Here is a 25,924-nt window from a genome sequence, read left to right as displayed (position 1 = left end):
GGGTGCTAACCAATAATAGGATTTTAGCAATAGGATGATTAATGACTACTGAAACTAAACCGCTTAAACGCAGCGATTATCGTGAGTTTTATCCGATTGTGACGCGCTGGATGGATAATGATATTTATGGTCATGTGAATAATGTGACGTACTATTCCTATTTCGATAGTGCAGTAAATCGTTATTTAATTGAGCATGGTGGATTAAATATTCATGATGCACCAATCGTTGGTTTTGTGGTGAATTCACACTGTAATTACCTAGCACCTATTGCTTATCCTGATGCCATAGACGTTGGCTTGCGAGTTAATAAATTAGGTAATAGTTCGGTCACCTACGGTGTTGCTATTTTTAAGCAAGGAGACGAACAAGCCTGTGCATACGGCGATTTTATTCACGTATTTGTTGAACGTGCGGCTAATAAAGCAGTCCCAATCCCTGAATCCATTCGTACAGCGCTAGCAGCCTTGGTTGTTTCTTAAACGGGCTAATAGAGGAGAAAATTATGCAAAAGATCTATCCGTACTATTTAGCGAATGAAGCGGTTTATGCTAATACCGATTTAAAAGTCACCGATAAATATAGTGGTGAAGTTGCCTGTGAAGTTGCATTGGCAACGCCAGATGTTCTCGATCAGGCTATTACAGCCGCAGTTGCCGCTACCGAAGCTATGCGCAAAATGACGGTATATGAACGTCAAGCGGTACTCGAACATTGCGTAAAACGTTTTACCGAACGCAAAGACGAGCTAGCACATGCCTTGTGTATCGAAGCGGGTAAGCCTATCAATGACGCTATTGGTGAAGTCACTCGTTTAATCGACACCTTCAAAATTGCGGCTGAAGAAACGCCGCGCATGTTAGGTGAGACGCTGCCGCTGGATATTAGTCCTCGGGCTAAAGGCTATCGTGGTATGACCCAGCGAGTGCCCATTGGGCCTTGTGCATTTATTAGCCCATTTAACTTCCCACTTAATTTGGCGGCACATAAGGTTGCACCTGCTATTGCGACGGGTTGTCCGTTTGTTTTAAAGCCAGCCAGTATGACGCCAGTAGGCGCCTTGTTAATTGGCGAAATTCTAGCGGAAACGAATTTACCTAAAGGCGCATTCTCTATTCTGCCGTGTCGTCGTGACAGTGCGGATTTGTTAACCGAAGACGACCGTTTAAAGTTATTAAGCTTTACGGGCTCGCCAGATGTGGGTTGGAAGCTGAAAGCTCGTGCTGGTAAAAAGCCTGTTATTTTAGAGCTTGGTGGTAATGCGGCCTGTGTTGTTGATAAGGACTGGGATCTGGATGATGCCGTTGCTCGCGTCATTATCGGTGCGTTTTATCAGTCGGGTCAGAGCTGTATTGGAGTTCAACGCTTATTTGTCCATAGTGACGTTTACGCTACTTTTAAAGAAAAGCTAGTGGCGAAAACTAAAGCGCTTAAGAGCGGAGATCCTAAAGATAAAGAAACTTTTATCGGCCCTATGATCAGTGAAGGCGAAGCTAAGCGTTTGCATGGCTGGATTGAGTCGGCAATAGATAAGGGCGCAACCTTGCTTTGCGGTGGTCAGCGCAATGGCAATATGTTGCAAGCGACGCTGTTAGAAAATGTTGATGCTAATTGCGAGCTGAGCGCAGAAGAAGCGTTTGGCCCAGTGGCCATATTAGAACCGTTTGATGATTTTGATGCGGTATTAAAACGTGTTAACGACAGTCGCTTTGGTTTGCAGGCTGGTATTTTTACTCGTGATTTATACAAGGCTCAGCAAGCTTGGGATGAGCTTGAGGTGGGTGGCGTAGTGATCGGCGATGTACCAAGCTGGCGGGTTGATCACATGCCGTATGGCGGCGTTAAAGACTCAGGTCTGGGTCGCGAGGGTATTCGTTGGGCAATGGAAGATATGACCGAATTGCGTTTGATGGTGATTCGCACTCCGCAATAAGTGTTTGCACATGGAAAAATTGAGCCGCTTCAGCAATGAAGCGGCTTTTTTATACCTATCAATATAAAAAAATATGTCATTTTTATTAAAGTATAAACGCTCTGTTTTATATCGAAGCGCTGAAATTATAATGGCTAGAAATAACGTCGTTGAAGACTCAAATTAATTACAACGCTTTGCGGCGTTCTTCTAAGCCAGTATCGAGTGTTTTCTTAAGTAGCGTAAACAGTTCAATAGATGCATCTATTTCCGTTTTACGATTTGTCAGGCTTTCGATGTTTAGACCTAACGGCAAGTTAAGTGGTAAACATTCGGCCAAAATATGTTGCAAATTGTTGTGACAAATCTTGATCGATTCTGCCAATGGATCTTCTGCTGCCATCATTTCTTGGCGAGTGCTCTCAGGTACTGAGATTCCCAGCCATTCCATAAATTCTAACGTCTTCAAGCTACCGCATGGGGTAAAGGTCAGAATAATACGTTGAGGCTCGACACCTTGCTCAGCACATGATTTTGCATAGCTCGTAAGCAAATCAATGGTAGCGTTGGCATCATAAACGGCTTGCGAGATAAAAAAGGTACAGCCTTGCTTACCTTTATTGAGCAAACGGGTGTGCTCATTGCCTTTGGCTGCATGACGTTCGGCAATGGTAACACCGCCAAGGTGGTAAGGCGCTTCATGGGTCGCTAGCACTTTATAGGCTTCTGGTAGTGATAGGCGTATATCTCCTTCAGAGGATGGCGCGCCAACCAATACGATATCGCGCACGCCAAATTCATTCCAGGCACGCGTTAACCAGTCTGAGAAATCACTGGCGTTGCGTTGCGCAACACTCTTATAGGTGATCACAGGATGGCCTGATTTTTCGCGGATAATACGTGAATAGGCGCAAGGATCGAATGTTTGCATAAATGGAAATGGACGCGGTTTATTCGTACGACTGCTTTCATCTTGAATGTCATAAACGATCATGCCGTCGTAATCTAGTGCTGATAAGCGCTCTAATAGTTTCTCTGCTATCTCATCAACACGTTCGTTTGTAGTGCTGTCTTTTGGCGGAGTTGTGCCGACAAAGTACACACCTTGATGGATATTCTGGAAATCTTCTTGTAAACGGGAGCCCATGAGCGACCTTCTTTCTAAATACGATAACGATGCAGCATTCTAACAGTGAATGGCCTAGATGTGACCGTCGTGGTCTTGAATGTTTCGAGGTTGAACGTGAGTGGCGCTAATAGTGCAGAGCAAAATCCATAAAAAAGCCGCACCAGAGGGTGCGGCTTAGTTCAGCAGCGGGGCTATCAGGCGTTAGCAGCCTCGTTGATGCCGGCATAATGTTCTTTAGTATGCATGCGATTAGCACGGCTGAAGGTGCCCATGTCATTGAAGCGAATACCTTGTTTGCGTAGCACTTCGTGTGATTCTTTTGTCGCCAGATGACGAATATAGAATGGGTCACGTACCACGAAGTGGTGAATCGCATGGGTACTGCCAAAGTTGAAGCAGAAAGCTTGAAGTGGCAGTAGATACCAAGGATTCATAACCTGGCACTGCTCGTGAATAATGCCAGAGCGGTTATCGCCATAGTAATGCATGTTGGATGAAATAAAGTGCAGGCAGAAGGTACGCAGTACGTTCGGTGCAATCAGAACAACCACCAAACCGGTTACCCAATCTTGTTGCGCCAGCAGCCATTGCGGCCATGCAATCTGTGCATCCAGTGTCCAAGCAATGCCATTAGCCAAGTGAAACAACACGAACAGGTGCCAAATCAAATACAGGGTGGTGCCTAGTGGTGTAAAAGAAGCGGCTGCAATGAGGCGCAAATTCTTTAGATCTTTATGGTTCACCTTGCCTTCCTTCAGCAAGCGACGAGGCTCAATGAAGTACTTAGGGATGCGCAAGTAGAACGCCAGCATGTTATCGCCAACCATAAGGAGACGACGGATTCCCCAGCTTTCGCCATTGGTAATCCCGCGTTCCTCTAAGTCTGTCTCAGTCCCAGACACTTTATGATGATGTAAATGCGTGTGACGGCGTACCCATGGATTTTGGGTCAGCGGACGCGCTAAGTAAACACCCGCCATCATGACATGATGCCAAAATGGGGTTTTACGGAAGTACATGTAGTGGATCAGGTCATGTTCCAGCTCATGTAAAAGAGATGTCCAGAAGGCGCTCAGTACGATCACCATCCAAACTGGCATAATGCCTTCAAAATAGAGCCAGCCGTTGAGCACCATGCCCAATATGCTGGTTAAAAAGATACCCATTCCTACCGCATTTTGATGCTTTACTAGGCTCGGGTGGTTATTACGAACGCGATCACTCACCGCCATCAGTTCACTTTGAATTTGACGGTCTTTTTGTTTGGCTGCCTTTAACGAATCGGCGGAATTGAGGCCAGTTGTCGATGACATAGGTATACTCCTGTTAATCACAATAACAATGTACCGTGCAGAATCGGGTGCTGCCTTGCCCATGCTGCCAATCATTTGACCGGAGATGCCAATGTCGATGGAAGGCAAAGCCGTTGCCATGTTCTTGCGCCCACTTGCCAGCTTGCTGGTAGCGCGCAACATAGCCCCTGAGCCGATATTTAGCCAGTTTGGGATTAGCTTGGCGGATACCCGCAATACTGAAGCTATGGTCGATACCACTAAGTCTTATGCCTTGTTGGATGAGGTTGAGCGCTTACTCGATGACCCGTCGCTGGGAATTAATATGGCGCGTGAGAGCGAATACTCGACCTTTGGTGGTTTGGGCTTAGCATTATCTGCCGGTGGCAGTTTGTTGAGTGTGTTGCAGCGTATTGTGCGTTTTCATCGTTTAATCAGTAATGTCGTTAATCTTGAATTGGATATTGAGGACGACCGAGTGGCTATTCGATTTGTGCCGAATGAAGGGTTTGAGCCGCATCACCAAGGTATTCAATTTGTTATGGCCAGTCTTGTCCGTATGGTGCGTATTCGAATTGACGCAAAATTAAATCCAATTGAAGTGCATGCTCCAGCGATTAATGAATTATTTTTAGATCGTATGAGCCGCTATTTTCGCGTTAAGGTGCAAGCGGCGGATCATTTTACATTGGTATTTGCACGCCACGCTGTTAATGCGGAACTGCAATCGAGCGAGCCTCAAATGGCGGCGATGTTAGATGCAACACTGAGTGAGCGATTAGCCCAGCAAGAAAAGGGTTCATTGGTTATTCAGTTATCTCTATGGGTAGAAGGGCAGTTGCCCGAAGGAGAGCCGTCATTAACGGATGCTGCAGAACAATTTCATATGAGTGTACGTAGTTTACAGCGGCGCTTAACGGAAGAAGACTTAACATGGCAGAAGTTATTAGAACGTACGCGCAGAACATTGGTTGAACGGCACTTACGTATTCCTGGTACGAGTGTTACGCAATTAGCGTTTTTACTCGGATTTTCTGATGTTAGTGCTTTTTCTCGGGCATTTAAAAAATGGTATGGCGTATCGCCGAGTCAATTTAATAAGCCGTCTGAATAGGTGGCTTATACTTTTTACACGCTGGCCCAGCCGCGCAATAAGTTGTGGTAAAGGCCACTCAAACGTCGTACTTCATTATCGGCACTGCCCCGGTCTTGGGTTAATACCTGAATAGATTGGTCTAATTCAAATAATTGCTCACGTTGAATGGCATTCGCGACCATGCTTTGTATCCAAAAGAAAGCCGCTAAGCGCTTACCTCGGATTACAGGTTTGACTTCATGCAAGCTGGTGGAGGGATATAAGATTAAATCACCAGCGTTTAATTTCACCTCTTGCGCACCGTATTGAGTTTCTATGGTCAATTCGCCGCCATCGTATTCATCGGCATCACTTAAAAATAACGTTGCGGAAATATCGGTACGCATTGCTTGACCGTCGGGCAGTGTCATTATGGCGCTATCAATATGCAAGCCGTAATGACCACTATTCTGATAACAATTAAAACGAGGCGGAAAGATTTTTTGCGGTAACGTCGCAGAAATAAACAAAGGATGTTGCCGTACTGCATCCAGTACCGCTTGAGCTAATTGCTGGGCTAGAGCACTGGTTTCATCAAGCTGCAGGTTGGCTTTAACATTCGCCGCTATACCGCCAGCGGTGCGTATTCCCTCGACCCAAGGCGCTTGTTCGAGCGCTTGGTGTAAGGCTAACGCATCGTCGCGGCGAATGATGTTTTCGATTGGCAACAACATGTCTAGCTCCTTAATTATTAAGCTTGACGCGTAAAAAGTGATTCGGCATTAATGTTTTCGATGTTACTACAGCCTGCCAATGCCATAGTAATTTCAAACTCATCACGCAGTAATTTCAGCATATGAGCGACGCCGAGTGCCCCCGCTGTTGCCAATGCCCATAATTGTGGGCGACCAATCAGTACGGCGTTAGCACCCAGAGCCATGGCTTTGAAAATATCACTGCCGCGTCGAATGCCGCTATCCAACAATACGGTGAAATCATCTCCAACGGCAGCTCGAATAGCGGGAAGTAATTCAATGCTGGCGGGTAAGGTATCAAGTGTACGGCCACCATGATTCGATACCACAACACCATCGAACCCTAACTTTTTTAACAGGATTGCATCTTGCGGATGGCTAATTCCCTTAGCTATTAAAGGCAATTTAACCTGCTGCCGTAACCAGACTAAATCGTTTTGGTTGGGTGCATCGCTCATAAAACCGTTAAGAATAATGCTATCGCTTGGATTTAACGTTTTAGTGGCGGCTTGCGGCAAGTCGCGGAGATTAATATTGATATCGTTAGGCAATAAAAATCCGGCTCTTTGAGGGCGATTTCGTAAGCCGTTAACCGGTGCATCGAGAGTAATAACAATAGCGCTGTAACCGCTATCAATAGCGCGATTTATTAATTCTAGATTGGCGTCTCGGCAAGGCTGCCAATACAGTTGAAACCAGTGTGGCCCGGCATGTTGGGCGATATCTTCTAGCCGTTTACTGGCAAGTGTACTCACAATCATAGGTATATTCAGCGCGGCGGCTGCTTGTGCTGTGGCTATTTCGCCATCAGCATGAATCAGAGTTTGATGAGCGACGGGCGCCAATAATATTGGATGGGATAAGGTTTGTTTTAGACGGCCTGAAAATAATTCAACCTGTGTGCTGCTATGAGAAAAATCATTCAGTACACGGTTGTAGATCGACATTGCATCAAACGCTATACGATTACGGTCGAGCGTAATATCGTCGGCTACGCCAGCATTGATATATTCCAGCACATCGTAAGCTAATGCCTCGCGAGCGTAACGCTCGTAGTCGCTCACACTAACGATATCAGTAGGGATATAATTGAGCGACGCTGTGTGGTTCATATCTCACCGTATTAATCGTAAAATAAAAAACACCGAGCACTGAATGCTCGGTGTTTCGCTTGCTATCGCTTATGAATTAAAACTCATAGGCTACCGTTAGTTGCGCATTGCGTGCATCACCAATGTAGGCAAAGGCGCCACTACGATAGGCCGTTAAGTAGTAATCTTTATCCGTGAGGTTTGCCACGTTAACGCGGGCATTCAGTTGCTCGTTAAATTCATAACTCGCGAACGCATCAAAGATGGTATAAGACGGAACACGAAGATCTTCACTGGCCGTGCTGTCTGGCTGGCCAACATACACTTCACTCGAATGATTCGCGGCTGCACCAAAACTGAATTTATCGGTTAGCTGATAACGCACTTGAGCAAAGGCAGAACGGTTTGCAAAATTGGCTAAGCGGCCACCAGGTTCTACAGGTTCGCCACCTGACGTTGCAGCGGTTTTTAGAATTTCCGACTTCATTAATGCCATACCTAACTGAGTGCTCAAGCGTTCGGTAATGTTACCGACTAGTGAGAATTCAACCCCTTTAACTCGGTTCTTACCGGTATTATAGGTGCCTGCGGTATCGTAATCAGTGCCTTCCATTACGTCGTCTTTGGTTACTTGGAATAAGGCAGCCGTTGCTAGTAGTTTTTCATTGAGTAAGTTCCACTTGGTACCTAGTTCAATATTCTCTACTTTTTCTGGTTTTGCTTTGTCGACGCTTTCTGCGCTTGAACACAAACCGCCGTAACCGCAGTTACCACCCACATCAGACTCACCACCATTAATGTTGGCCGACGTACTGTACGTTAGGTAAACATTACCGTTATCGGTAATGTCATACATGGTGCCTATGTGACCGTTCCATAGGGTATCGTCGTATTCATAAGTGGTATCTGAGCCATCTCGACCGGTAACAATATTCTTGTATTCAAAGGTATCAGCGCGCACGCCAGCAAATACGGAAAATTCATCGGTGATATCAATAGTGTCCATAACATAAAGTGAAATGGTATCAATTTGGTAGTCGGAGTCGGCAGCACCCTTATTGATATTACGACCCATTAAGGTATCGATGTTATCAATGTAGTTGCCATTTTCATCCTGTAAACAATAACCATTGGAAACACCACCGCGACCAGAAACCAGACAGTTAGAGTCGCCTTCATTAGTAACGCTATAAACACCATTTAATACATCGTGTTTAGAGTATTCACCACCCACAACAAATTGATGAGCCATCCCAGCAATTTCAGTATCAATGAAAAGGTTTAATTGATTGGCAAAGTATTCTACTTCTTGCCAGCCTTGGTGCGTGCTTAGTGAAATGGTGGCTATGTCACCTGCAGGATCGGTAACATCGCGACTAGTTCCACGAGCACCGGTAACGACGTAGCCGTTATTGGTGGTGCCATGACGCATAGAGTTTTCTATACGCAGGTTATCATTGAGCTCGTATTCAGCACGTAAAGTAACGGTATCAACGCGAGATTTAATAAAATCCTGTTTTTGTGCGTAGGCAGGAATATCGTCATTCACTTTTCCTGTCGTTCTATCAATGTAACTACCAATATCATTATTTTCGAACGCACTTAAGTGGTAGTAGTCAGCGATGATTTTTAGTTTATCAGTCGCTTGGTAAGCGCCAGATAATGCTAGACCATTGCGTTCTTTATCGTTTGGATCACGATCAGGAATCTCCTCATAGCTATGTAATACGTTGGCACGTACGGCTAAGTCGTCGTTAATACTTCGGTTGGTATCTAAAGTAATACGACGGTAATTATCCGTACCTAATCCAGCTTCCACTTTGTTGAAGTCGTATTCGCTGCTGGCTTGTTTGGTAATGCTATTCACTGCACCACCTGTTGAGCCACGGCCTGCAAACGTTGAACTTGGCCCTTTGGTGATTTCAACTTGTTCTACCGCAAAGCTCTCGCGTGTTGTCATACCAGGATCGCGCAGGCCATCGACAAACACATCAGAACGAGCTTCGTGGCCACGAATAACGTAGCGATCACCGAAGGCATTACCGTTTTCTCCAGTACCTAAAGTAATACCCGGCTGCGCGTCCAGTATGTCCTTTAGGTCACTCCGACCAGATTCTTGAATTTGAGTCTGGGTCAGTACGGTCATTGTTTGTGGTGTCTCAGCAATATCTTTGACATGACGGCTATCGCCAGAGACTTTAGCTTTATATGGAGCGCCAGGCTCGGCGTATGGATTGGTATCCACGGTGCGCTCTTCAACCTGCATGGTATCAAGCATGATGGTATCGTCAGCCATTGCCATATTCGCAAGAGGCAGAGATCCCAATAGTAATGCTGGCAACCCTATGCTCAATGTAGTGGCGCCGGGTGCAAGTCGGGTGGTGCGCAGCGTCAGCTTACCGCTGCTCTTTGCTGTTTTCTTATCCATGATTAGTCCCCAAATGATGTGTTGGTAATAAGCGTGAAATCGATCGGCATAACGAGTGGTAGCTCCATCCGTCCCGGTGCAAAGTTATCCGGCACCGGCGGTAGAGGATTCGCGTCGTCGAACATTTTTAATGCTGCGGCATCGAGGTAGGGATATCCGCTAGAGGTATCCACCTGACGATTTAGCACATTGCCTTGTCGATCCATGGTGAAAGCAATACGGACTATGCCTTCTTGCTTTTCTTTTTTAGCCGCAGACGGATAGCGCTTATATTTTGCTAACCAACGATTAAGTTGGTTTTTGTAGTTTTTTGCGCTGCCGCGTACACCGCCGCTTTGACTCTGCTCGGCTTTCCCCGTTGCTTTAACGGCAGCTTGTACTGGTGCCGCTTTTACTTCCGGTTCTGGCAGAGTTTCTTCTCTCTCATCATTTGGTTGCTCAACAGGAATTTCTTCTGCTGGTGATTTTTCTTTCGGTTTTATTTCTTCAACTTTAAAGCTGTTATTAGCTAAATCTTTTGCTTCGATTATGGGTTTCTTTTGTATAAGTTTTTTAATTTCTATCGGTTTTTCAGGTATTTTTTTCACGACCGGAGTCGGGCGTTCTAATTGTGTTAAACGCTCTTGAATATCGGCATAAGAGCCAAGTTGGCCAACGCCTAAGTCGATGCCCATCTCACCGGTATCCATCGCATCACCTTCAGATGTGTTGGCGTTTACCGAGATGGCATACCAAACGGCACCGTGCAAAATAAGCGCTGTAGAACCCGCTAAAACCCAACGCAAAGCACTCATTGTTGGGTCGCCATAGTGAAAAGCTTTATCTCGATATTGCTACTGTCACCCAAGGCGTTTAGTAAAATATCCAGCTGCTTGGCAGTTGCTCTACCATCGGCAAAAAGTGCAATCTTGGCAGTTGCGTTGTCGCTAACTAAGCTGGTTAGTTGCGATGGCAGAACGGTTTCACCATTGAGCTTGAGTTCACCATTAGCGTGCAACTCTAAGCGCATGGGCAAGGCATCGGCGGTTGTTAGTTGCGTGCTCTTAGGTAATTCAATTTCTTTGTTGGGCTGAGCTTTTATTTGCCCTGCTACCATAAAAAATATAAGCAATAAAAACACAATATTAATCAGTGGAATCATATTGTCGTCGGATTGCTGCTTACTGTTGGTAAACGAAAATAATGAAAGATCCCTCGCAGATGTTTCGGATGGCGCTAAGTTAACCTTCATTTTCATCACCTTGGGTCGTGCTTTTGATCGCCTGACTAGTATGAATAGTGTTAAAACCGAGTTGTTTTAACTGTTCGTACGTTGCAATTATTTGACTGAGTGATACAGCCTCTTCAGCGCTTAAAATGATAGGTTTAGTTAACGCTTCGCCTGTGAGTTGCATCGGTAAATCGCTTATATTAATAGGTCGTTTTAGCGTGTCCGTAAGTAATCCGATATCATCGCTGTATACAATAATTACCGGCGGTACATCGTCCTTAGCAGCTTGATGCGTACTCGGTATGGTTAGGTCAAGCATCTGCCACTGACTAAAACTCGATGTCAGCATAAAAAACATGAGTAAAATAAATACCACATCAATGAGCGCGGTTAAGCTAATCGGTCTAGCACGCCGCGCTGAGGTACTTAAAGAAAACATATTATTCATGACGCGCTACGCTGACTCACAGAAGTTGTAGCGGTTTCGCTGGCTGTGTGACGGGCGAAGTAGGTGAATACTTGGCCAATATCATCCTGCAAATTATGTACTTGTTGCTCTGCTCGACGTTCAAATAGGCTGTGAATAAGTGATACGGGAATCGCCACACCAAGACCAACCGCTGTGGTCAGTAAAGCTTGCCAAATACCACCAGATAGAACCGCCGGATCAACTTGAGCGCCGGCAAGTTCCATTGCCTTAAACGCTTCAATCATGCCGAGTACCGTGCCAAATAGACCGAGTAGGGGTGCTAACGTAGCGATGACCTCAAGCGGGCGTAGGTAGTTACTGTATGCATGTGCCACATCACGAGCTTTGCGGATAACTTCGGATTGGGTATCGTTTTTCGACAGAGTTTGCTCTTGAAGTAGCTCTACGGCATCGCCGATAAGCTGGCTATGCGGGTTGCGTTGACGCTGTGCAAGTAGACGTAATTGTTTCAGTTCCCCCATTTGCAAGTGAGCCAGCAAGCGCTTTGGCGTGCTATTGCGTGCGGGCAATTGCACAAGCGTTGCTGCCAACTTGAGCAGAATTAGAGTGGTGGCAGCGATCGAGAATAGAATGAGAATGGCAACCACTGGGCCGCCGATAGAATCAATGAAATTAAGTAATGTGATCATAGTATGCCTCCCGAGCTAACTGGAATGCATACTAATGCTAATGAGAATCTATATCAATAGCATTCGTAAATATTATGAAGCGATTGCAACCTGGTTGCGGCCATTGTTCTTAGCTTGATATAGCAGGTCGTCGGCGTCTTTTAACAGCTTTTCCCAATTCTCTCTGTCGATAGGTATTTCGGCATGTACTCCGATACTAACCGTCATGGCTTCGGAATGTCGGCCCTCGGATACTATCGTCGATACGAATGCTTTACGTATACTTTCGGCAATATTAAGCGCATCGGTGATGACGGTATCGGGCAGCATGACAATGAATTCTTCGCCACCGTAGCGTGCAACTAGATCGGTAGGGCGGTGAATATTGCCGCGTATGAGTTGTGCCGCTTTTATTAAACATAGGTCGCCAAAGGCATGGCCATTGAGATCATTTAGACGTTTAAAGTGATCAATATCTATCATCAAAATCGCGATCGACTTTTTGTATCGAAAGGCTTCGTAGTAGTTATCGATGTAAACTTTATCGAAATGGCGGCGGTTATAAAGGCTGGTTAGTGGATCGGTAATGCTTAACCGTGCCAACTGTTCATTCACAGCCTCTAATTCTTGAGTTCTCTCACGTACTTTGTTGTCTAGTTTTATATTGGTATCAAGCTGAACTTCTAACAATTCTTGCTGAGTAGAAATACGTAATTCTTTTTCTTGGTTGATCTTGTCGGCGAAAGCAATAGACAATAAAGCAAGCTCAACAATAGAGCCAATGGCAATACCTTGCCCACCAATCACTGTGGCATTTACCATTCCCGTAATATCGAATAGATACCATGCAATAAAAATCAAATTGGCGAGCCAAGCAATTGTAAAAATTCGGGCAGCTTTTACGCCTCTCATCCAGCCCTTGATGCCTATGTAAATACCGGCGGTGACCGCACTTAAGCCAATAATATGACCTAAGGTTAAGACGGTGGCGTAAGGTAGTGACAGACTAACTATTGTTAATAAGGTGACTAAAATAAAGAGAGTGACGCCAATTGCCTTATCTAATTTTGTTCCCGTATTTTCTATATCGACAAATTTCAATACGAAAATAACCGCGGTGAGTTGCATAAATGGTGTTAGAAATATAATCACTTCATTGTTAAAGCCAGGATTATCAGGCCATAGATACTTAAATCCGAAGCCAAATAAAGCAAACTGTAGTGCGCCTGCTGCGGTTAGGTAGACAAGGTATAGAAAGTAAGTGAAATCCCTCGTGGCAACCCAGATGAAGGTATTGTAAATCAACATGATGGCCATGATGCCGAAGTAAGCACCTCCCCATAAATACATGGATCGCTCATCATCCGCCGCTTTCGGATAGGTGATGATATCCAAGGGCATCATAAGAGGCCCAGGGGAAGCGACTCGAATGTATACATCAATACTTGCCGGATTGGCCGCTGTAGCTGTTATCGGAAAAAGATAAATTCGTAAATCAATTGGCCGCTCAGAGAATATTCTTTGATCTCCGCCTTGAAAGTGTTTTATGACGTTATCTTGTTGTAAATAGTAAACGTCAATGTAGTCGTGATGAGGATAATTCAGACGAATGTAAGTTTGTTCTTTGAGTTTATCCAGCCCTGTTAGGGTTATTCTGAACCATGCGGGGTTGTCAGAATGACCTAAGTTACCTTTAACACCTTGCGGTGCTAGCCATCTCTCATCGGCTAACTCTGTTTGGGCGTAGATATCGTCATTCTCGGCGATTGTGTGGTATTCGAGATGGGATAACAGATCAATTTTGTCTTTGATATTGGATATATCGAGTACTTCGGTGCTGTGGGCATTAATACTTAAGCAGAGAATGACCACGCTCATTATTAGCGAGCGGAATAGTTGCCAAAATGACGCTACTACTTGGCGTCGATTAGACTTGTCATCATGAGGGCGGATATCGGCATTCCTTTTGATCTAGTGCCATGTAACGATAGTTGAGAGTGGTGTAGTGTCAATCCTGTTTCGAGCTTATGAGAGGTATCCGCGTTCTGGTATTCAATATGTTTCGACAACCTGATTGCGGCCATTCTCCTTAGCTTGATAAAGATAGTTATCAGCGTCTTTGAGCAACGCTTCGTGTTGGTTTATGTTGGTCGGCATGGTAAAGGCTAAGCCTATGCTAACGGTCATGCTAGCAGCCACTCGACCATCTCTGACAATTGTATTGGCAAAGGCGTGGCGCAGTGATTCGGCTACCTGTTTTGCTTGGTTGTATTTCACGTTTGGAAGAACAACGATAAATTCTTCGCCGCCGTAACGTGCACAAATGTCTGGCGGAGAATTTAATGCCTGACGGATTAATTCTCCCGCACGAATTAAGCAGCGATCACCGAATACATGGCCATATTCGTCATTTAGACGTTTGAAGTGATCGACATCTATCATGAGTACTGCGAGTGATTGTTTGTTTTTAATCGACTCTTTGTAGAGACGTTCGTACTCTTGATCAAAATGACGTCGATTAAACAGCCCTGTTAGGCCATCCGTGGTACTGAGATATTCTAATTTACGATTCGCTTGTTCTAGTGCTTTGGTGCGTTGCTTTACTTTATGATCAAGATCTTCATTCATGGCCCGCTGCACATTAATTAATGTGGCTTGGGTATGTAGGCGCAATTCTTTCTCTTGATTCATGCGGTCAGCAAAGGCGAAAGATAATAGCGATAGCTCAATAACAGAGCCTATTGCTATGGCATAGTTTCCATAGGTGGTGGAATCAATCACAGCCATTAGGTCAAGTAAGTACCAGCCGATAAACATTAAGTAGATTAACCAAGCGGTAGCAAATAGCCGTGCCGCTTTGAAACCCATAAGCCAGCCTTTAACCCCAATGTATAGTCCGCAACCAACGCCAACCAACCCGACTATATTGACGACGGAAATAAAGGTCGAAAAGCTCATAAAGAAGCTTGCAAATAGCATGCTGACGCAACATGCCAGTAAGGAGTATCCAGCAAAACGGTCGAGCCGTGATCGCATACGTCGTAAGCGAATAAACTTTATAACAAATAATACGGCAGAGGTTTCCATTAACCCTGAGGTGAGCATAATCATAAAGTTATTACTCAATATTTCAGGATTTTTCCAAAGGTACTGGAAGCCAAAACCAAATAAGGTGAACTGCTGCGCTGCTACTGCAGCCATGTACATGAGGTAGTAGAGGTAAGTGCTGTCGCGCAGCGAAGTATAAATAAATGCATTGTAGACCAGCATGATAATAATCACGCCGAAGTATAAGCCAACGAATAAAAGTAATACTGACTCATCCTTTACCGCTTCCACTTGAGTGAGTAACTCAATTGGAACCATCATAGGCCCTTGAGTCTCTATGCGTAGATAGACATCCACCACCTCACCCATTGGAATTTTGACCGGCGCTAAAAATGTACGGTGATCTACGGGACGGCTTGCAAATGTGCGTTCATCTCCACCTTCAAAGTGACCAATATTTTGCTCGCCATGCTGTAAATAAAGATCGATATAGTCGTGGTGGGGGTAGTTTACTCTTAGAAATATGGGTGTAGAGAGAAGATGGTTCTTAATGATTTGGGTATGGAACCAAATCACGCGTTGGCTATGCCCGAAGTTACGATGCTCTTGCTTTGATACTTGCCAGTCTTCATCACTTAGGGATTGAATGTCGGCCAAGGTTTGCTCAGGTGACGCAGCGGTATAGCGCAAAGTAGGGATTAAGTTGAGGCGTGTATCAACCGCCGCAATATCTGTCACGGCAGCTACGGGTGATGCTCCCACCAATTGGCAGGCCAGAACGAGCAACAGCCCAAAAATGAACTGAAGTCTAACTTTTGTGTATTCGTTCACCCAGTGGCTAGCAGCGGGATCAACTCTAATTCTTGCTCTATGCATTGGCGTATAATGTCTTGTTGTCGATCACTATTATTATTCTTATTACAAACCTAGTTTAATCAGTAGAGCCACTGTTTTCTGTAGTGTATCGAGCGATCTAGGTAAGTATTTGTAACTGGACATAGGTAAAGTAAGATCACGATCAGAGAAAAAATCTAACTTCAATGGCGCATCTTGTGTACTTATAGAATATGCCATGTATTGGCGTAATAATGCACATTAAGTCACATTCTGCGGAGTTAAATTCGGGCTTACTTTCCCTTTACTTACTACCTGTGAGCTGTGTCACGAACGGCACAAAAGCAACGATAGGCAGCATTAGGAATGGCTTGAGTAAAGTGTGCGATGCTTCCGGTTCGGCGTTAATTCCTCAACTATACTTAGAGCCTTTCTGCCTTTTGTACTAAAGAGGGCGACGTTATAGCGACGACTTGGAATTTTAATGCGCTACTTACTCACAATGTTGGTTGTATGGATGATGTCGACCACTTCTATCGCCGCTACTAGGATTGAGGTCGATAGGCTGAGCGATAACTTAGCGTTAGGGCAATATGTCGATACCGTGCGCCTTGAACGGGATGATTCGGGGTTAACAGATTATGTACGTAATGCTGATTTTGTAGCGGGAGAGTATGAAGCGCTTAACTTTGGGTACACCCAGCAGCGGGTATGGCTCAAGTTTGAACTTTCAAACGCCTCTGATCATGATATTGAACGTATTTTAAATATTCGTTATCCCTTAATCGATCGTCTGTATCTATATAATGACAGCACGACGACTCCGCTCTATACCCTTGGTCGGTTTTACGCAAATGAATTCGACCAAGCACTCCATATTCCGGCTTCCTATTTTGTTATGCCGTTGGTCATTAAAGCGCATAGCACCGAAACCTATTATCTTAGTGTCGATAGTGACAATTCTATTGCACTACCGATTTATCTGACGACGACACCAGCGCTCGAACGGCAGGCATTTCAGTATGCCGTTAATATTGTTTTTTATTTTGGTTTGGTCGTTACCAATATCTTATTTGCATTTTTCATGACCTTGCTGTTAAGAGACCGCGAGCAGCTCTATTACAGTTTATTTATGGTGAGTTATCATTTTCTTTTCTTTGCCGTATTGGAAGGTATGCCACATACCCTTTTCGGTATTGATTCGTTATTCATAAGTCGAGATATCATTCCTTATATTTTAAGTATCTCAATGACTATATTTACAGTGTTTGCCGCGTCATATTTAAAGCTACGTAAATACGCTCCTAAAGCTTATAAAATGGCGAAAGCTCTAACCGGAATTATGCTGCTTTCCTTAGTTTTGTGCTTTATTTTGCCTTCTTATTACGCCATTAAATTGACAACTCTTACGTCTATTTTGGTTGGTGTTTTTTATGCATCGGTCGTCAGTAATTTTATTCTGCGTGGGCGTCCAGGTGTTAGATCATTTCTACTGGCTTGGGGGACGGGTGTTGCCGGTGCAATAGTGTATGGAATGAAAGTATGGAACTTGGTTCCGGTTAATTTCATCACCAGTTACGGTTGGCATATAGGAACATTAATCGAAGCGGCCGTATTCTCCTCTATGATGGCCTATCGTGCAGCCCGAGACCGAAAGGAACGCTTGGAGTTTTTGCATCAGCTCAATAAAAAAGAACGTGATTTACGTCATACACAAGAGCGCTTATTGGAATCTGAAAGTGCTGCAAAAGCGGATCTAGAGCTACAAGTAAAACAACGTACCCGAGACTTATCGAATATCTTGGCTCAGTTAGAAACCGAGAATCGTTCGCTGGCCGAATTATCCATTAACGATGGCTTAACCAAGGTACGCAATCGCAGATACTTTAACGATATCTTTCCACAAATGTGGAGTGATGCGATAGCCGATCAAACCCCAATTAGCGTTATATTGCTGGATATCGACCACTTCAAAAAGGTGAATGACGACTATGGTCATATCAGTGGTGATGATTGCCTTGTTAAAGTAGCCGGTATCATGCGCCAGTCGGTTAATCACCCGATAGATGTTGTATGTCGTTATGGTGGTGAAGAATTTGTTATTATCTTGCCGGATACTACCCAACAACAAGCCTTTGCTCTTGCCGAAAACATGCGTAAAAATATCGCCAACACCATTATTTCCAATAACGAACGCGCCTTTAGAGTAACCTCCAGTTTCGGTGTTGGTGGGTTAATTCCGACAGAAGAAATAGCGCCCGAAGACCTGATTGCTCAATGCGATGCCGCGCTCTATACCTCCAAGCGCAACGGCCGCAACCGCGTTACTGTGGCCGATGATATTGCTACAAGTGGAAAAGCCGAAGCGGCTGATTTTACAAAGCTTTAACCTCAAAGGCGATTGGAACACCGCTTGGGAAAACCCAATATTTCAAGGGGAAGTTCAAACGGCAGTGAATGCCATGTTTGAGTGATATTTAAATGATCTAGGCGAAGCCCTAGCGCGCAAGTGTTAGGGCTTTTTTGTTAGAGCCTTTGAGGAATGCTGCTTTAGGCAATCGACCAGAGTCCAAAAAGCAATGCTTATATTACTTCTGGTGCCAAAGCCTGTTGGCCTAGCCCCTACATTGCAGTAAATTACAGGCTATTTGTCAGGCGGCTCATCAAGCGGCCACATTGCCACGGAACTGCACACCTAATGTCAGAGCAAACACAAACCCCGAACAACCTCGCCGCCTACTGCTGGTCGATCGCCGATTTACTGCGTGGCGATTTCAAACAAAGCCAGTATGGCCGCATCATTCTGCCATTTACCTTATTACGCCGCCTTGAAGGCGTGTTAGAAGCCAGCAAAGACGCCGTACTCGCGGAATATGAGCGGGTAAAAAATCTCAACTTGCCCGAGGAAGCACAAGAAAAACTGATACTTAGGGCCACTCAAATCGACGGCCAAGGCCTTAGCTTTTTTAACACCTCCAAGATGGATCTGTCCAAACTGGGCGAAGCCGGCATTAAGGCCAACCTAGAAAGCTATATTCAAGGTTTCTCGAAAGATGCGCGCGAGATATTCGAATACTTCAACTTTGCCGAGTTCATCGGCCAGCTCAACGACGCAGACTTGCTCTACAAGGTGGTGCAAAAAGTCCGTGCCACCGATTTAAGCCCCAAGGCCATCTCGAATCACGACATGGGCCTCACCTTCGAAGAGTTGATACGTCGGTTTGCTGAAGGCTCAAACGAAACCGCCGGGGAGCACTTCACCCCGCGCGACATCGTGCGCCTCACTACGGCCTTAGTATTTATGGAAGACGACGATGCCTTATCTAAGCAAGGCATCATCCGCACTATCTATGACCCCACCGCAGGCACCGGCGGATTTTTATCCTCAGGTATGGAATACGTGCTCGAATTAAACAGCGGCGCAAAAATGATTGCCTATGGCCAAGAGCTAAACCCAGAAAGCTACGCCATTTGCAAAGCCGACATGCTGATCAAAGGGCAAGAAGTCGATAACATCAAACTTGGCAACACCCTCTCTAACGATCAGCTTTACGCCAATAAGTTTGACTACATGCTGTCTAATCCACCCTTTGGTGTCGATTGGAAAAAAATCGAGTCCACCATCAAAGACGAAAATACTCTTAAGGGCTTTGATGGGCGTTTTGGCCCCGGCTTACCGCGCGTATCGGACGGCTCGCTACTCTTCTTAATGCACTTAATCAGCAAGCTGCGTGATAGCAGTGACGGCGGCGGTCGCATTGGTATTATTCTGAATGGTTCGCCGTTATTTACTGGCGGTGCAGGCTCGGGCGAAAGCGAAATTCGCCGTTACATATTAGAGGCCGACCTACTCGAAACCATCGTGGCTCTGCCAACGGATATGTTCTACAACACCGGCATCGCCACCTATGTGTGGGTGCTGTCGAATAAAAAATCGCAAGAACGTAAAGGCAAAGTCCAACTTATTAACGGCGTAAACCTGTGCGGCAAAATGCGTAAATCGTTAGGGTCGAAACGCAACGAAATGAGCGCCGACGACATCGCCACCATTATTCGTACCTTTGGTGCCTTTGAGGTGGTGGACGCTCGCCCAGTATCGGACTTTGTGGGCGAAAAACCCGCCGACGTGAAAAGCAGCCGTGGCCGCCAAGCCGCGAATCCAAAGGCCGAGGTAGTTAAAACCTTCGCCAGTAAAATTTTTGCCAACCACGAATTTGGCTATCGCCGTATTACCATCGAGCGCCCACTGCGCGAAAGCTATCAGTTTAGCGACGAGCGCCTTGCTGAGCTGCGGTTTGCCAACAAGCCGTTAAATGCGCCAATGAAATGGATTTACGAAACCTACGGAGATCCTTGGACTGATGAGGTTCAAGGTGAAGGGTATGGCCAGCTAACAGAACACGCAGTAGAAATACGCGCCTACCTCAAAAGCCATTACAGCGAGCTAAAAGAGAAGCAAATAAAAGACCTGCTCGACAGCAAGCTCTGGCTCGATTGCCTACAAACCTTTTTATTGGGCAAGTCGCTCCAATCCATCATCGGCACTGAACAGTGCGATGATATGAATGGCTATGATGCGGTGCTGAATAAAGCCTGCAAAACGCTGAATATTAAACTCGACGCGAAAGAAAAAAAGGCGATCACCGACGCGGTAAGTTGGAAGAATCCAGCGGCAGAAAAAGTCATCAAAAAGATTCACAAAGCAAAAGCGAACCCGCTTTATGGTTTATTTGAAGTAGAGCGTGATGGCAAAAAGCAGACGGTAGAATACAAACCTGACGGCGATTTACGCGATAACGAAAACGTAAGCCTAGACCCAACACAAACAGTTAATGCATTAAACGAAGCCTATTTTATTAAAGAGGTACAACCCCATGTGCCGGATGCCTGGATAGACGCCAGCAAAATCGATGCGAAAGATCAGCAGGTCGGCATAGTGGGTTATGAAATTCCGTTTAATCGCCATTTTTATCAGTATCAACCGCCAAGGGATTTGGCCGAGATCGACGCGGATTTGGATGCGGTGAGTGCAGAGATAATGGAATTATTGCGGGAGGTGCACTCCTGATGGTTCTTCACCGCGATACCCTATGTTATTTCCGCGAAATCGACTTTACAACAAGGGTCAGCCTTCGGGCATCGACTTGCTCGACACGCCGTGAATGCGTCCCTGCAGGCTTGACGCCAGCATCCATGCTGGCGACAGCCGTGCAAGCCTTCACCCGAATGCAGACCTGCCTATTCGCCAGCCTCGAAACCGAGATGGAGAAGGTGTATGGATAAGGTGGGTTTGAGCGACAAGTATAAGACGTATCCTGAGTACAAAAACATCAACTTGGGATGGTTGAGTCAGATACCGATTCACTGGGATGTAAAAAAGCTAAAATATCTAGGTGAATCAATAATAGGGTTAACATATGCTCCTGAAAATGTTGTTGGAGAGGGGGATGGAATTTTAGTTTTAAGATCCTCAAACATACAAAATAAGAAATTAGAATTTGAAGATAATGTTTATGTTAATAAAAAAATTCCGGGAAAGTTAATTACACGTGAAGGAGATATATTGATTTGTGCTCGAAATGGTAGTCGTGCACTAATCGGAAAGAATGCTCAGATTACTAAAGATGTTGCAGGGGTTAGTTTTGGTGCCTTCATGTCGATATTCAGAAGCCCATACAATAACTATTTATCAAATGTATTTAACTCACCTTTATTTGAATATCAATCGGGTTCATTCCTTACGGCAACGATAAATCAGCTAACGACGGGGAATTTGAATAGTTTTGAAATTCCTTTGCCTACAGAATTGGAAAGGGAAAAAATCGCCAACTTCCTCGACCACGAAACCGCCAAAATCGACACCCTGATCGACAAGCAGCAACAACTCATTAAACTGCTCAAAGAAAAGCGCCAAGCCGTCATCAGCCACGCCGTCACCAAAGGCCTCAACTCCAATGTCCCTATGCGCGACTCGGGAGTGGAGTGGTTAGGAGAAGTGCCAGAGCATTGGGATTTCGTCCCTATTAAACACATAGTAGAAATTCCGGTTACTGATGGACCTCATGAAACTCCAAATTTTATTGATGAGGGTGTACCTTTTATCTCTGCAGAAGCGGTATCTGCCGGTAAAATCGATTTTAAAAAAATCAGAGCTCATATTTCAGAAGAAGATAATGAACGATATTCTTTAAAATACTCACCAAAAATACATGATATTTACATGGTTAAATCAGGAGCAACAACTGGTGTAACTGCTATTGTTGAGACTCATGTGAATTTTAATATATGGTCTCCTTTAGCTGTGATTAGATGTAAAGAAGATTCTTCCCCATATTTTGTTCTTAATTTTATGCGTTCAATAAATTTTCAAGAGGCCGTTGAGCTAAATTGGAGTTTTGGGACACAGCAAAATATAGGTATGGGGGTGATTGAAAACCTAATTGTTACAAAACCTCCGCTTGTTGAAGCTATTGAAATAGTTGAAAATTTAAAAATTAAATGTAGCTTATATGACTCTGTTATTGGAAAAGCATTGAATCAAATTGATTTAATGAAAGAACGCCGCACCGCTCTAATCTCCGCCGCTGTCACCGGCAAAATCGACGTTCGGGAATGGATCGATTTGGATGTTAGTGTAGGCAAGGAGGAAGTATGACTTCAACACTTATTTTCGATAAAATTGAGCAACTTAAAATAGATATCGATTCCGATGATGGATTGAAAGTAAAAAGGAAATACGTGTTTGGCGCTTCTTTTATGCTCGTTATATTGGGCGTGTTAGGTGGGAAGGTTACAGAAGTTAATATTGGTATAGCAAAGTTCGAATCCTTAAATTTGAAGGCGCTAGAATTTTTTTTGATTTTTTGGGTTTTTGCTTGTTTGATTCGCTATTACGGATATGCCAAAAATCATCAACGAAAGATCAAAAATATTCTTCATATGAGGTTGTTAAAAGACCCTTACTTTCTTAAGGTGTGCCAGTATTCTGATGAGGCTTCAGGCCTGATCTATGATTATGCACCTAGTGATTTCTACTCTCTTGAAATCGGATGTAATAATAATGGCTATTCTGAGTCGACATACATATCCAGATTCCCTATGTGTCGAGAAATATCATACATTTGGTCAATTGATGGAATTTTTGAGCCTGATGCTAAGGTGGTGAATATATGGTTAGATATAGGAAAGAGAGAATATATTAAAGTCATTTTTCTTGAGTTGAAGTACAAGTTTTTTAGATTTCTTGATCGTGAGTATCTAGATATATATGGGGCATATATATTCTCCATTGTAGCTTTGATGGCTTACGTTTTTCGTGATTTTATCAGTGCATTTATAAATTAAAAAGGTGAAGGAATACTATGAAAAAGCAAACATTAGAAGCACATGAGTATGCGCTAGCAGACGTTTTTTGCGATAAGTACGAATTTGAGATCCCGGGATATCAACGCCCTTATTCTTGGCAGGTGGAGCAGGCTACTACACTTGTTGATGATCTTTTATTGTTTTTGGAAGATCAGCCCGAGAATATTAAAGATGCTGATCCATATTTTTTAGGCAGCCTTGTATTAATTAAGCCCGATGGCCCTTCTTCTCAAGTAGTTGATGGTCAGCAACGTTTGACAACACTTACTATTCTCATGTCTGTTTTGAGAACAATAATGACAGATGGCTTTTCAAATAGTCTAGATATGAGAATATTTCAAAAAGGTGATGAAGCTTTAATGACTGATGATAAACCAAGATTAAAGACCAGATCACAAGATCAAGATTTTTTCTTCAAGTATATACAAGAATCTAATCGTTTGGATGAACTTTTTTCCCTAAATAAAAAATTAAGTGATAGTCAAAGTAATATTTTAAAGAATGCATTGGCTATGCATAGATTGCTTGAGAAAAATGACGAAAAAGTTTTACAGAGGCTTACTAAGTTTCTTATGACGGGTTGTTTCGTGGTGGTGGTAACTACGCCTAATGTTGAATCTGCTTATCGCATATTCTCGGTTATGAATGATCGTGGGCTTGATTTAAGTCCAACGGATATTCTGAAAAATCACATTACTAGTAAAATATCTGGGAAAGACGGAAAGCAGGAAAACTATACTAAAAAATGGGAAGATATTGAAGAACGAATAGGAAGAGATAATTTTAACTTTTTGTTTAGTCATATCAGAATGATTGAAATGCGCACTAAATCACGGTCAAATGTTGTGGCTGACTTTAAAAATGAAATAAAACCTGAAAAAAACCCTGAAAATTTTATTGATAAAAAACTAGTTCCATATTCTGAAGCTTATTCTGATATTTTGGATGAAAATTATTCGGGTACATTATATGTGGAGGATATCAATAACTCTTTCAGGTGGTTAAATAGGATCGATAATAATGATTGGGTTCCCGCTGCTATTTATTATCTTTCCAAGTATAGCAATGATGCTGAAAGGCTATTGAAGTTTTTTAGACTTTTAGAGCGGTTGGCTTCAATTTTGATGATTAATCGTGTTGCGATAAATAATAGGATTTCGCGTTATGCAAAGTTAATTGCTGTAATTGATGCAGGTACTGAATTTTCAGAATCATCACCATTGCATTTAGTTGATTCTGAAAAAAAATCTGCTTTACAGCAAATTAATGGGCCTATTTATGAAGTCGGACAAATAAGAGTGATGGTTTTATTACGTTTGGATTCTGAAATTAGCGATGGTATGGCTGTATATGACCATCCAAGGATAACGGTAGAGCATGTGATGCCTCAACACCCTAATAAAGATAGTCAATGGAAAAAGTGGTGTCCAAGTGTACTTGATCACGAAAATTTGGTTCATTGTCTTGGAAATCTAGCGTTGCTTTCTCGCACTAAAAACAGTGCAGCAAATAACTATGAATTTGAAAAGAAAAAAACAGCTTATTTCAATCCTAGAAATGGTCACTCGGCATTTGTATTAACTAACGAGATAATTAAGGAAAAAGAATGGACGCCGACAGTGATTGAAGCTCGGCAAAAGCGTTTGGTGAACAAATTGATTGAAGTTTGGGATCTAAACTAGCTGTTATATTTAAGCAATAGTATCGTTTTTAGTAATTTTTTTAATGAAAAAGGATGTCAGTCAATTCTGATTCTCTCTTGTTTTTGTATTAAATATTTTATCTATCTGGTAATGCTAAATAGATGTTTTGGGAGCACTCTACTAATGTGCTCTAAGAAGTGAAACGATAAGAGTAACTTCTACCCATCTTCTAGATGCCGATGATAGCGGGTAATGAATAGATAATACCCAAATTGGGTTTGATCACACCCAAATGGGTCTCTTCTTATTTGTTCATGGATGTCGATAGTACAAACACTGTTAGTTGTCGTTATGCGGTTGCATAAATTAAAGTGTCGGCATATATTTACAAGTGCCGACATTTTAAGAATTTATGCCTTATGTCTAAAACCTCAAAACGCCAACAAGTGATCAATCTCGCCATACAGCGAGGGGTTATACGTCCGCGCGATTTGCTGGCTCACGGCTTGCCCAAAGACTACTTAAACATTTTAGCGCGTGAAGGCGTGTTGTTTAAGCTGGGCCGTGGTTTGTATCAATGGCCAGATCGTGAAGCCAGCCGCCACAAGTCTTTGATTGAGGTCGCTAAACTGGCACCTAATGGTGTGGTGGCGCTGCTGTCTGCTTTGAGTTTTCATGGCTTGGGTACACAAAATCCTTTTGAAGTTTGGTTGGCAATTGACCGCAAGTCGCGCCGTCCTCGTATTCATTATCCGCCGGTGCGCTTTGTCACTATGTCTCATGAAGGTTTGGTTGAAGGTGTTGAGCAGCATGAAATCGATGGCGTAATGGTTTCGGTTTTTTGTCCGGCGAAAACCGTAGCCGATTGTTTTAAGTACCGTAATAAGATTGGGTTAGACGTCGCCCTAGAAGCGCTAAAGGATGGTTGGCGTGCACAAATGTTCACGATGGATGATCTGCTTAGGTACGCCAAGGTGTGTCGTGTGGCGAAGGTTATGCAACCTTATATGGAGTCTTTGGGTTGACTCTTTGCGCGATATTTAT

The 25,924-nt window shown here is 43.8% G+C and carries 20 protein-coding genes; 9 read left to right on the top strand and 11 right to left on the bottom strand.

The features are described from left to right. The first annotated feature begins 41 nt into the window (after positions 1 to 41). Together TOL_RS13370 and TOL_RS13365 are read left to right on the top strand one after the other, a co-directional pair. Positions 42 to 482 (top strand): acyl-CoA thioesterase, encoded by a 441-nt coding sequence (locus TOL_RS13370; RefSeq protein ID WP_015487882.1) that lies wholly within the window; start codon positions 42 to 44, stop codon positions 480 to 482. 23 nt (positions 483 to 505) lie between these two features. Continuing rightward, positions 506 to 1,933 carry an aldehyde dehydrogenase family protein gene (locus TOL_RS13365; RefSeq protein WP_015487881.1) on the top strand — a complete coding sequence of 476 codons (1,428 nt, stop codon included), beginning with the start codon at positions 506 to 508 and terminating at the stop codon, positions 1,931 to 1,933. 166 nt (positions 1,934 to 2,099) lie between these two features. Here TOL_RS13365 and TOL_RS13360 read toward each other — a convergent pair whose 3' ends face one another. Continuing rightward, positions 2,100 to 3,059 (bottom strand): methylenetetrahydrofolate reductase, encoded by a 960-nt coding sequence (locus TOL_RS13360; RefSeq protein WP_015487880.1) that lies wholly within the window; start codon positions 3,057 to 3,059, stop codon positions 2,100 to 2,102. 176 nt (positions 3,060 to 3,235) lie between these two features. After that, on the bottom strand, positions 3,236 to 4,354 hold the full coding sequence (locus tag TOL_RS13355; RefSeq protein ID WP_015487879.1) for a fatty acid desaturase: 1,119 nt from the start codon (positions 4,352 to 4,354) through the stop codon (positions 3,236 to 3,238). Between the two features lie 91 nt (positions 4,355 to 4,445). Between TOL_RS13355 and TOL_RS13350 the strand changes: the two genes are divergently transcribed. Beyond that, a complete protein-coding gene (locus TOL_RS13350) occupies positions 4,446 to 5,447 on the top strand; it encodes a helix-turn-helix transcriptional regulator (RefSeq protein WP_015487878.1) in 1,002 nt (333 codons plus the stop codon). A 14-nt stretch (positions 5,448 to 5,461) separates the two neighbouring features. Here the strand turns inward: TOL_RS13350 and TOL_RS13345 are convergent, their stop codons facing one another. From TOL_RS13345 to TOL_RS18475, 9 genes are all read right to left on the bottom strand, one after another. Beyond that, a complete protein-coding gene (locus tag TOL_RS13345) occupies positions 5,462 to 6,142 on the bottom strand; it encodes a Fe2+-dependent dioxygenase (RefSeq protein ID WP_015487877.1) in 681 nt (226 codons plus the stop codon). Between the two features lie 17 nt (positions 6,143 to 6,159). Then, complete coding sequence (locus tag TOL_RS13340) at positions 6,160 to 7,275, bottom strand: alpha-hydroxy acid oxidase (RefSeq protein WP_015487876.1); 1,116 nt, start codon at positions 7,273 to 7,275, stop codon at positions 6,160 to 6,162. A 76-nt stretch (positions 7,276 to 7,351) separates the two neighbouring features. Continuing rightward, positions 7,352 to 9,682 carry a TonB-dependent receptor gene (locus TOL_RS13335; protein ID WP_015487875.1) on the bottom strand — a complete coding sequence of 777 codons (2,331 nt, stop codon included), beginning with the start codon at positions 9,680 to 9,682 and terminating at the stop codon, positions 7,352 to 7,354. 2 nt (positions 9,683 to 9,684) lie between these two features. Beyond that, positions 9,685 to 10,476: a TonB family protein gene (locus TOL_RS13330; protein WP_015487874.1), complete on the bottom strand. Its 792-nt coding sequence runs from the start codon at positions 10,474 to 10,476 to the stop codon at positions 9,685 to 9,687. Continuing rightward, entirely contained in the window at positions 10,473 to 10,913 is a 441-nt protein-coding gene (locus tag TOL_RS13325; protein WP_015487873.1) for an ExbD/TolR family protein, read from the bottom strand. Before TOL_RS13325 ends, TOL_RS13330 begins: the two co-directional genes overlap by 4 nt. Next, on the bottom strand, positions 10,903 to 11,340 hold the full coding sequence (locus tag TOL_RS13320) for an ExbD/TolR family protein (RefSeq protein WP_041588505.1): 438 nt from the start codon (positions 11,338 to 11,340) through the stop codon (positions 10,903 to 10,905). Before TOL_RS13320 ends, TOL_RS13325 begins: the two co-directional genes overlap by 11 nt. Continuing rightward, positions 11,337 to 12,011 carry a MotA/TolQ/ExbB proton channel family protein gene (locus tag TOL_RS13315; RefSeq protein ID WP_015487871.1) on the bottom strand — a complete coding sequence of 225 codons (675 nt, stop codon included), beginning with the start codon at positions 12,009 to 12,011 and terminating at the stop codon, positions 11,337 to 11,339. Before TOL_RS13315 ends, TOL_RS13320 begins: the two co-directional genes overlap by 4 nt. A 72-nt stretch (positions 12,012 to 12,083) precedes the next feature. Continuing rightward, the gene (locus TOL_RS13310) at positions 12,084 to 13,868 is read right to left on the bottom strand and encodes a sensor domain-containing diguanylate cyclase (RefSeq protein WP_015487870.1); all 1,785 of its coding nucleotides are present in this window, start codon (positions 13,866 to 13,868) and stop codon (positions 12,084 to 12,086) included. A gap of 174 nt (positions 13,869 to 14,042) precedes the next feature. Continuing rightward, positions 14,043 to 15,776 (bottom strand): sensor domain-containing diguanylate cyclase, encoded by a 1,734-nt coding sequence (locus tag TOL_RS18475; protein WP_158505924.1) that lies wholly within the window; start codon positions 15,774 to 15,776, stop codon positions 14,043 to 14,045. 580 nt (positions 15,777 to 16,356) lie between these two features. Between TOL_RS18475 and TOL_RS13300 the strand changes: the two genes are divergently transcribed. The 6 genes from TOL_RS13300 to TOL_RS13275 all read left to right on the top strand — a co-directional run bounded on the left by TOL_RS13300 (position 16,357) and on the right by TOL_RS13275 (position 25,905). Further along, positions 16,357 to 18,261 (top strand): sensor domain-containing diguanylate cyclase, encoded by a 1,905-nt coding sequence (locus TOL_RS13300; RefSeq protein WP_041588504.1) that lies wholly within the window; start codon positions 16,357 to 16,359, stop codon positions 18,259 to 18,261. A 309-nt stretch (positions 18,262 to 18,570) separates the two neighbouring features. After that, the gene (locus TOL_RS13295; RefSeq protein ID WP_015487866.1) at positions 18,571 to 20,940 is read left to right on the top strand and encodes a type I restriction-modification system subunit M; all 2,370 of its coding nucleotides are present in this window, start codon (positions 18,571 to 18,573) and stop codon (positions 20,938 to 20,940) included. 207 nt (positions 20,941 to 21,147) lie between these two features. Next, entirely contained in the window at positions 21,148 to 22,527 is a 1,380-nt protein-coding gene (locus TOL_RS13290) for a restriction endonuclease subunit S (RefSeq protein WP_015487865.1), read from the top strand. Further along, a complete protein-coding gene (locus tag TOL_RS13285; RefSeq protein ID WP_015487864.1) occupies positions 22,524 to 23,216 on the top strand; it encodes a hypothetical protein in 693 nt (230 codons plus the stop codon). The genes TOL_RS13290 and TOL_RS13285 overlap by 4 nt, the downstream gene beginning before the upstream one ends. Positions 23,217 to 23,233: 17 nt before the next feature. After that, positions 23,234 to 24,919 (top strand): DUF262 domain-containing protein, encoded by a 1,686-nt coding sequence (locus TOL_RS13280; protein ID WP_015487863.1) that lies wholly within the window; start codon positions 23,234 to 23,236, stop codon positions 24,917 to 24,919. Between the two features lie 380 nt (positions 24,920 to 25,299). Further along, entirely contained in the window at positions 25,300 to 25,905 is a 606-nt protein-coding gene (locus tag TOL_RS13275) for a type IV toxin-antitoxin system AbiEi family antitoxin domain-containing protein (protein ID WP_015487862.1), read from the top strand. Positions 25,906 to 25,924: the final 19 nt, after the last annotated feature.

Source organism: Thalassolituus oleivorans MIL-1, from assembly GCF_000355675.1.
In the GTDB taxonomy this organism is placed as follows: domain Bacteria; phylum Pseudomonadota; class Gammaproteobacteria; order Pseudomonadales; family Oceanobacteraceae; genus Thalassolituus; species Thalassolituus oleivorans.
This window is presented reverse-complemented; position numbering and strand designations above follow the sequence as displayed.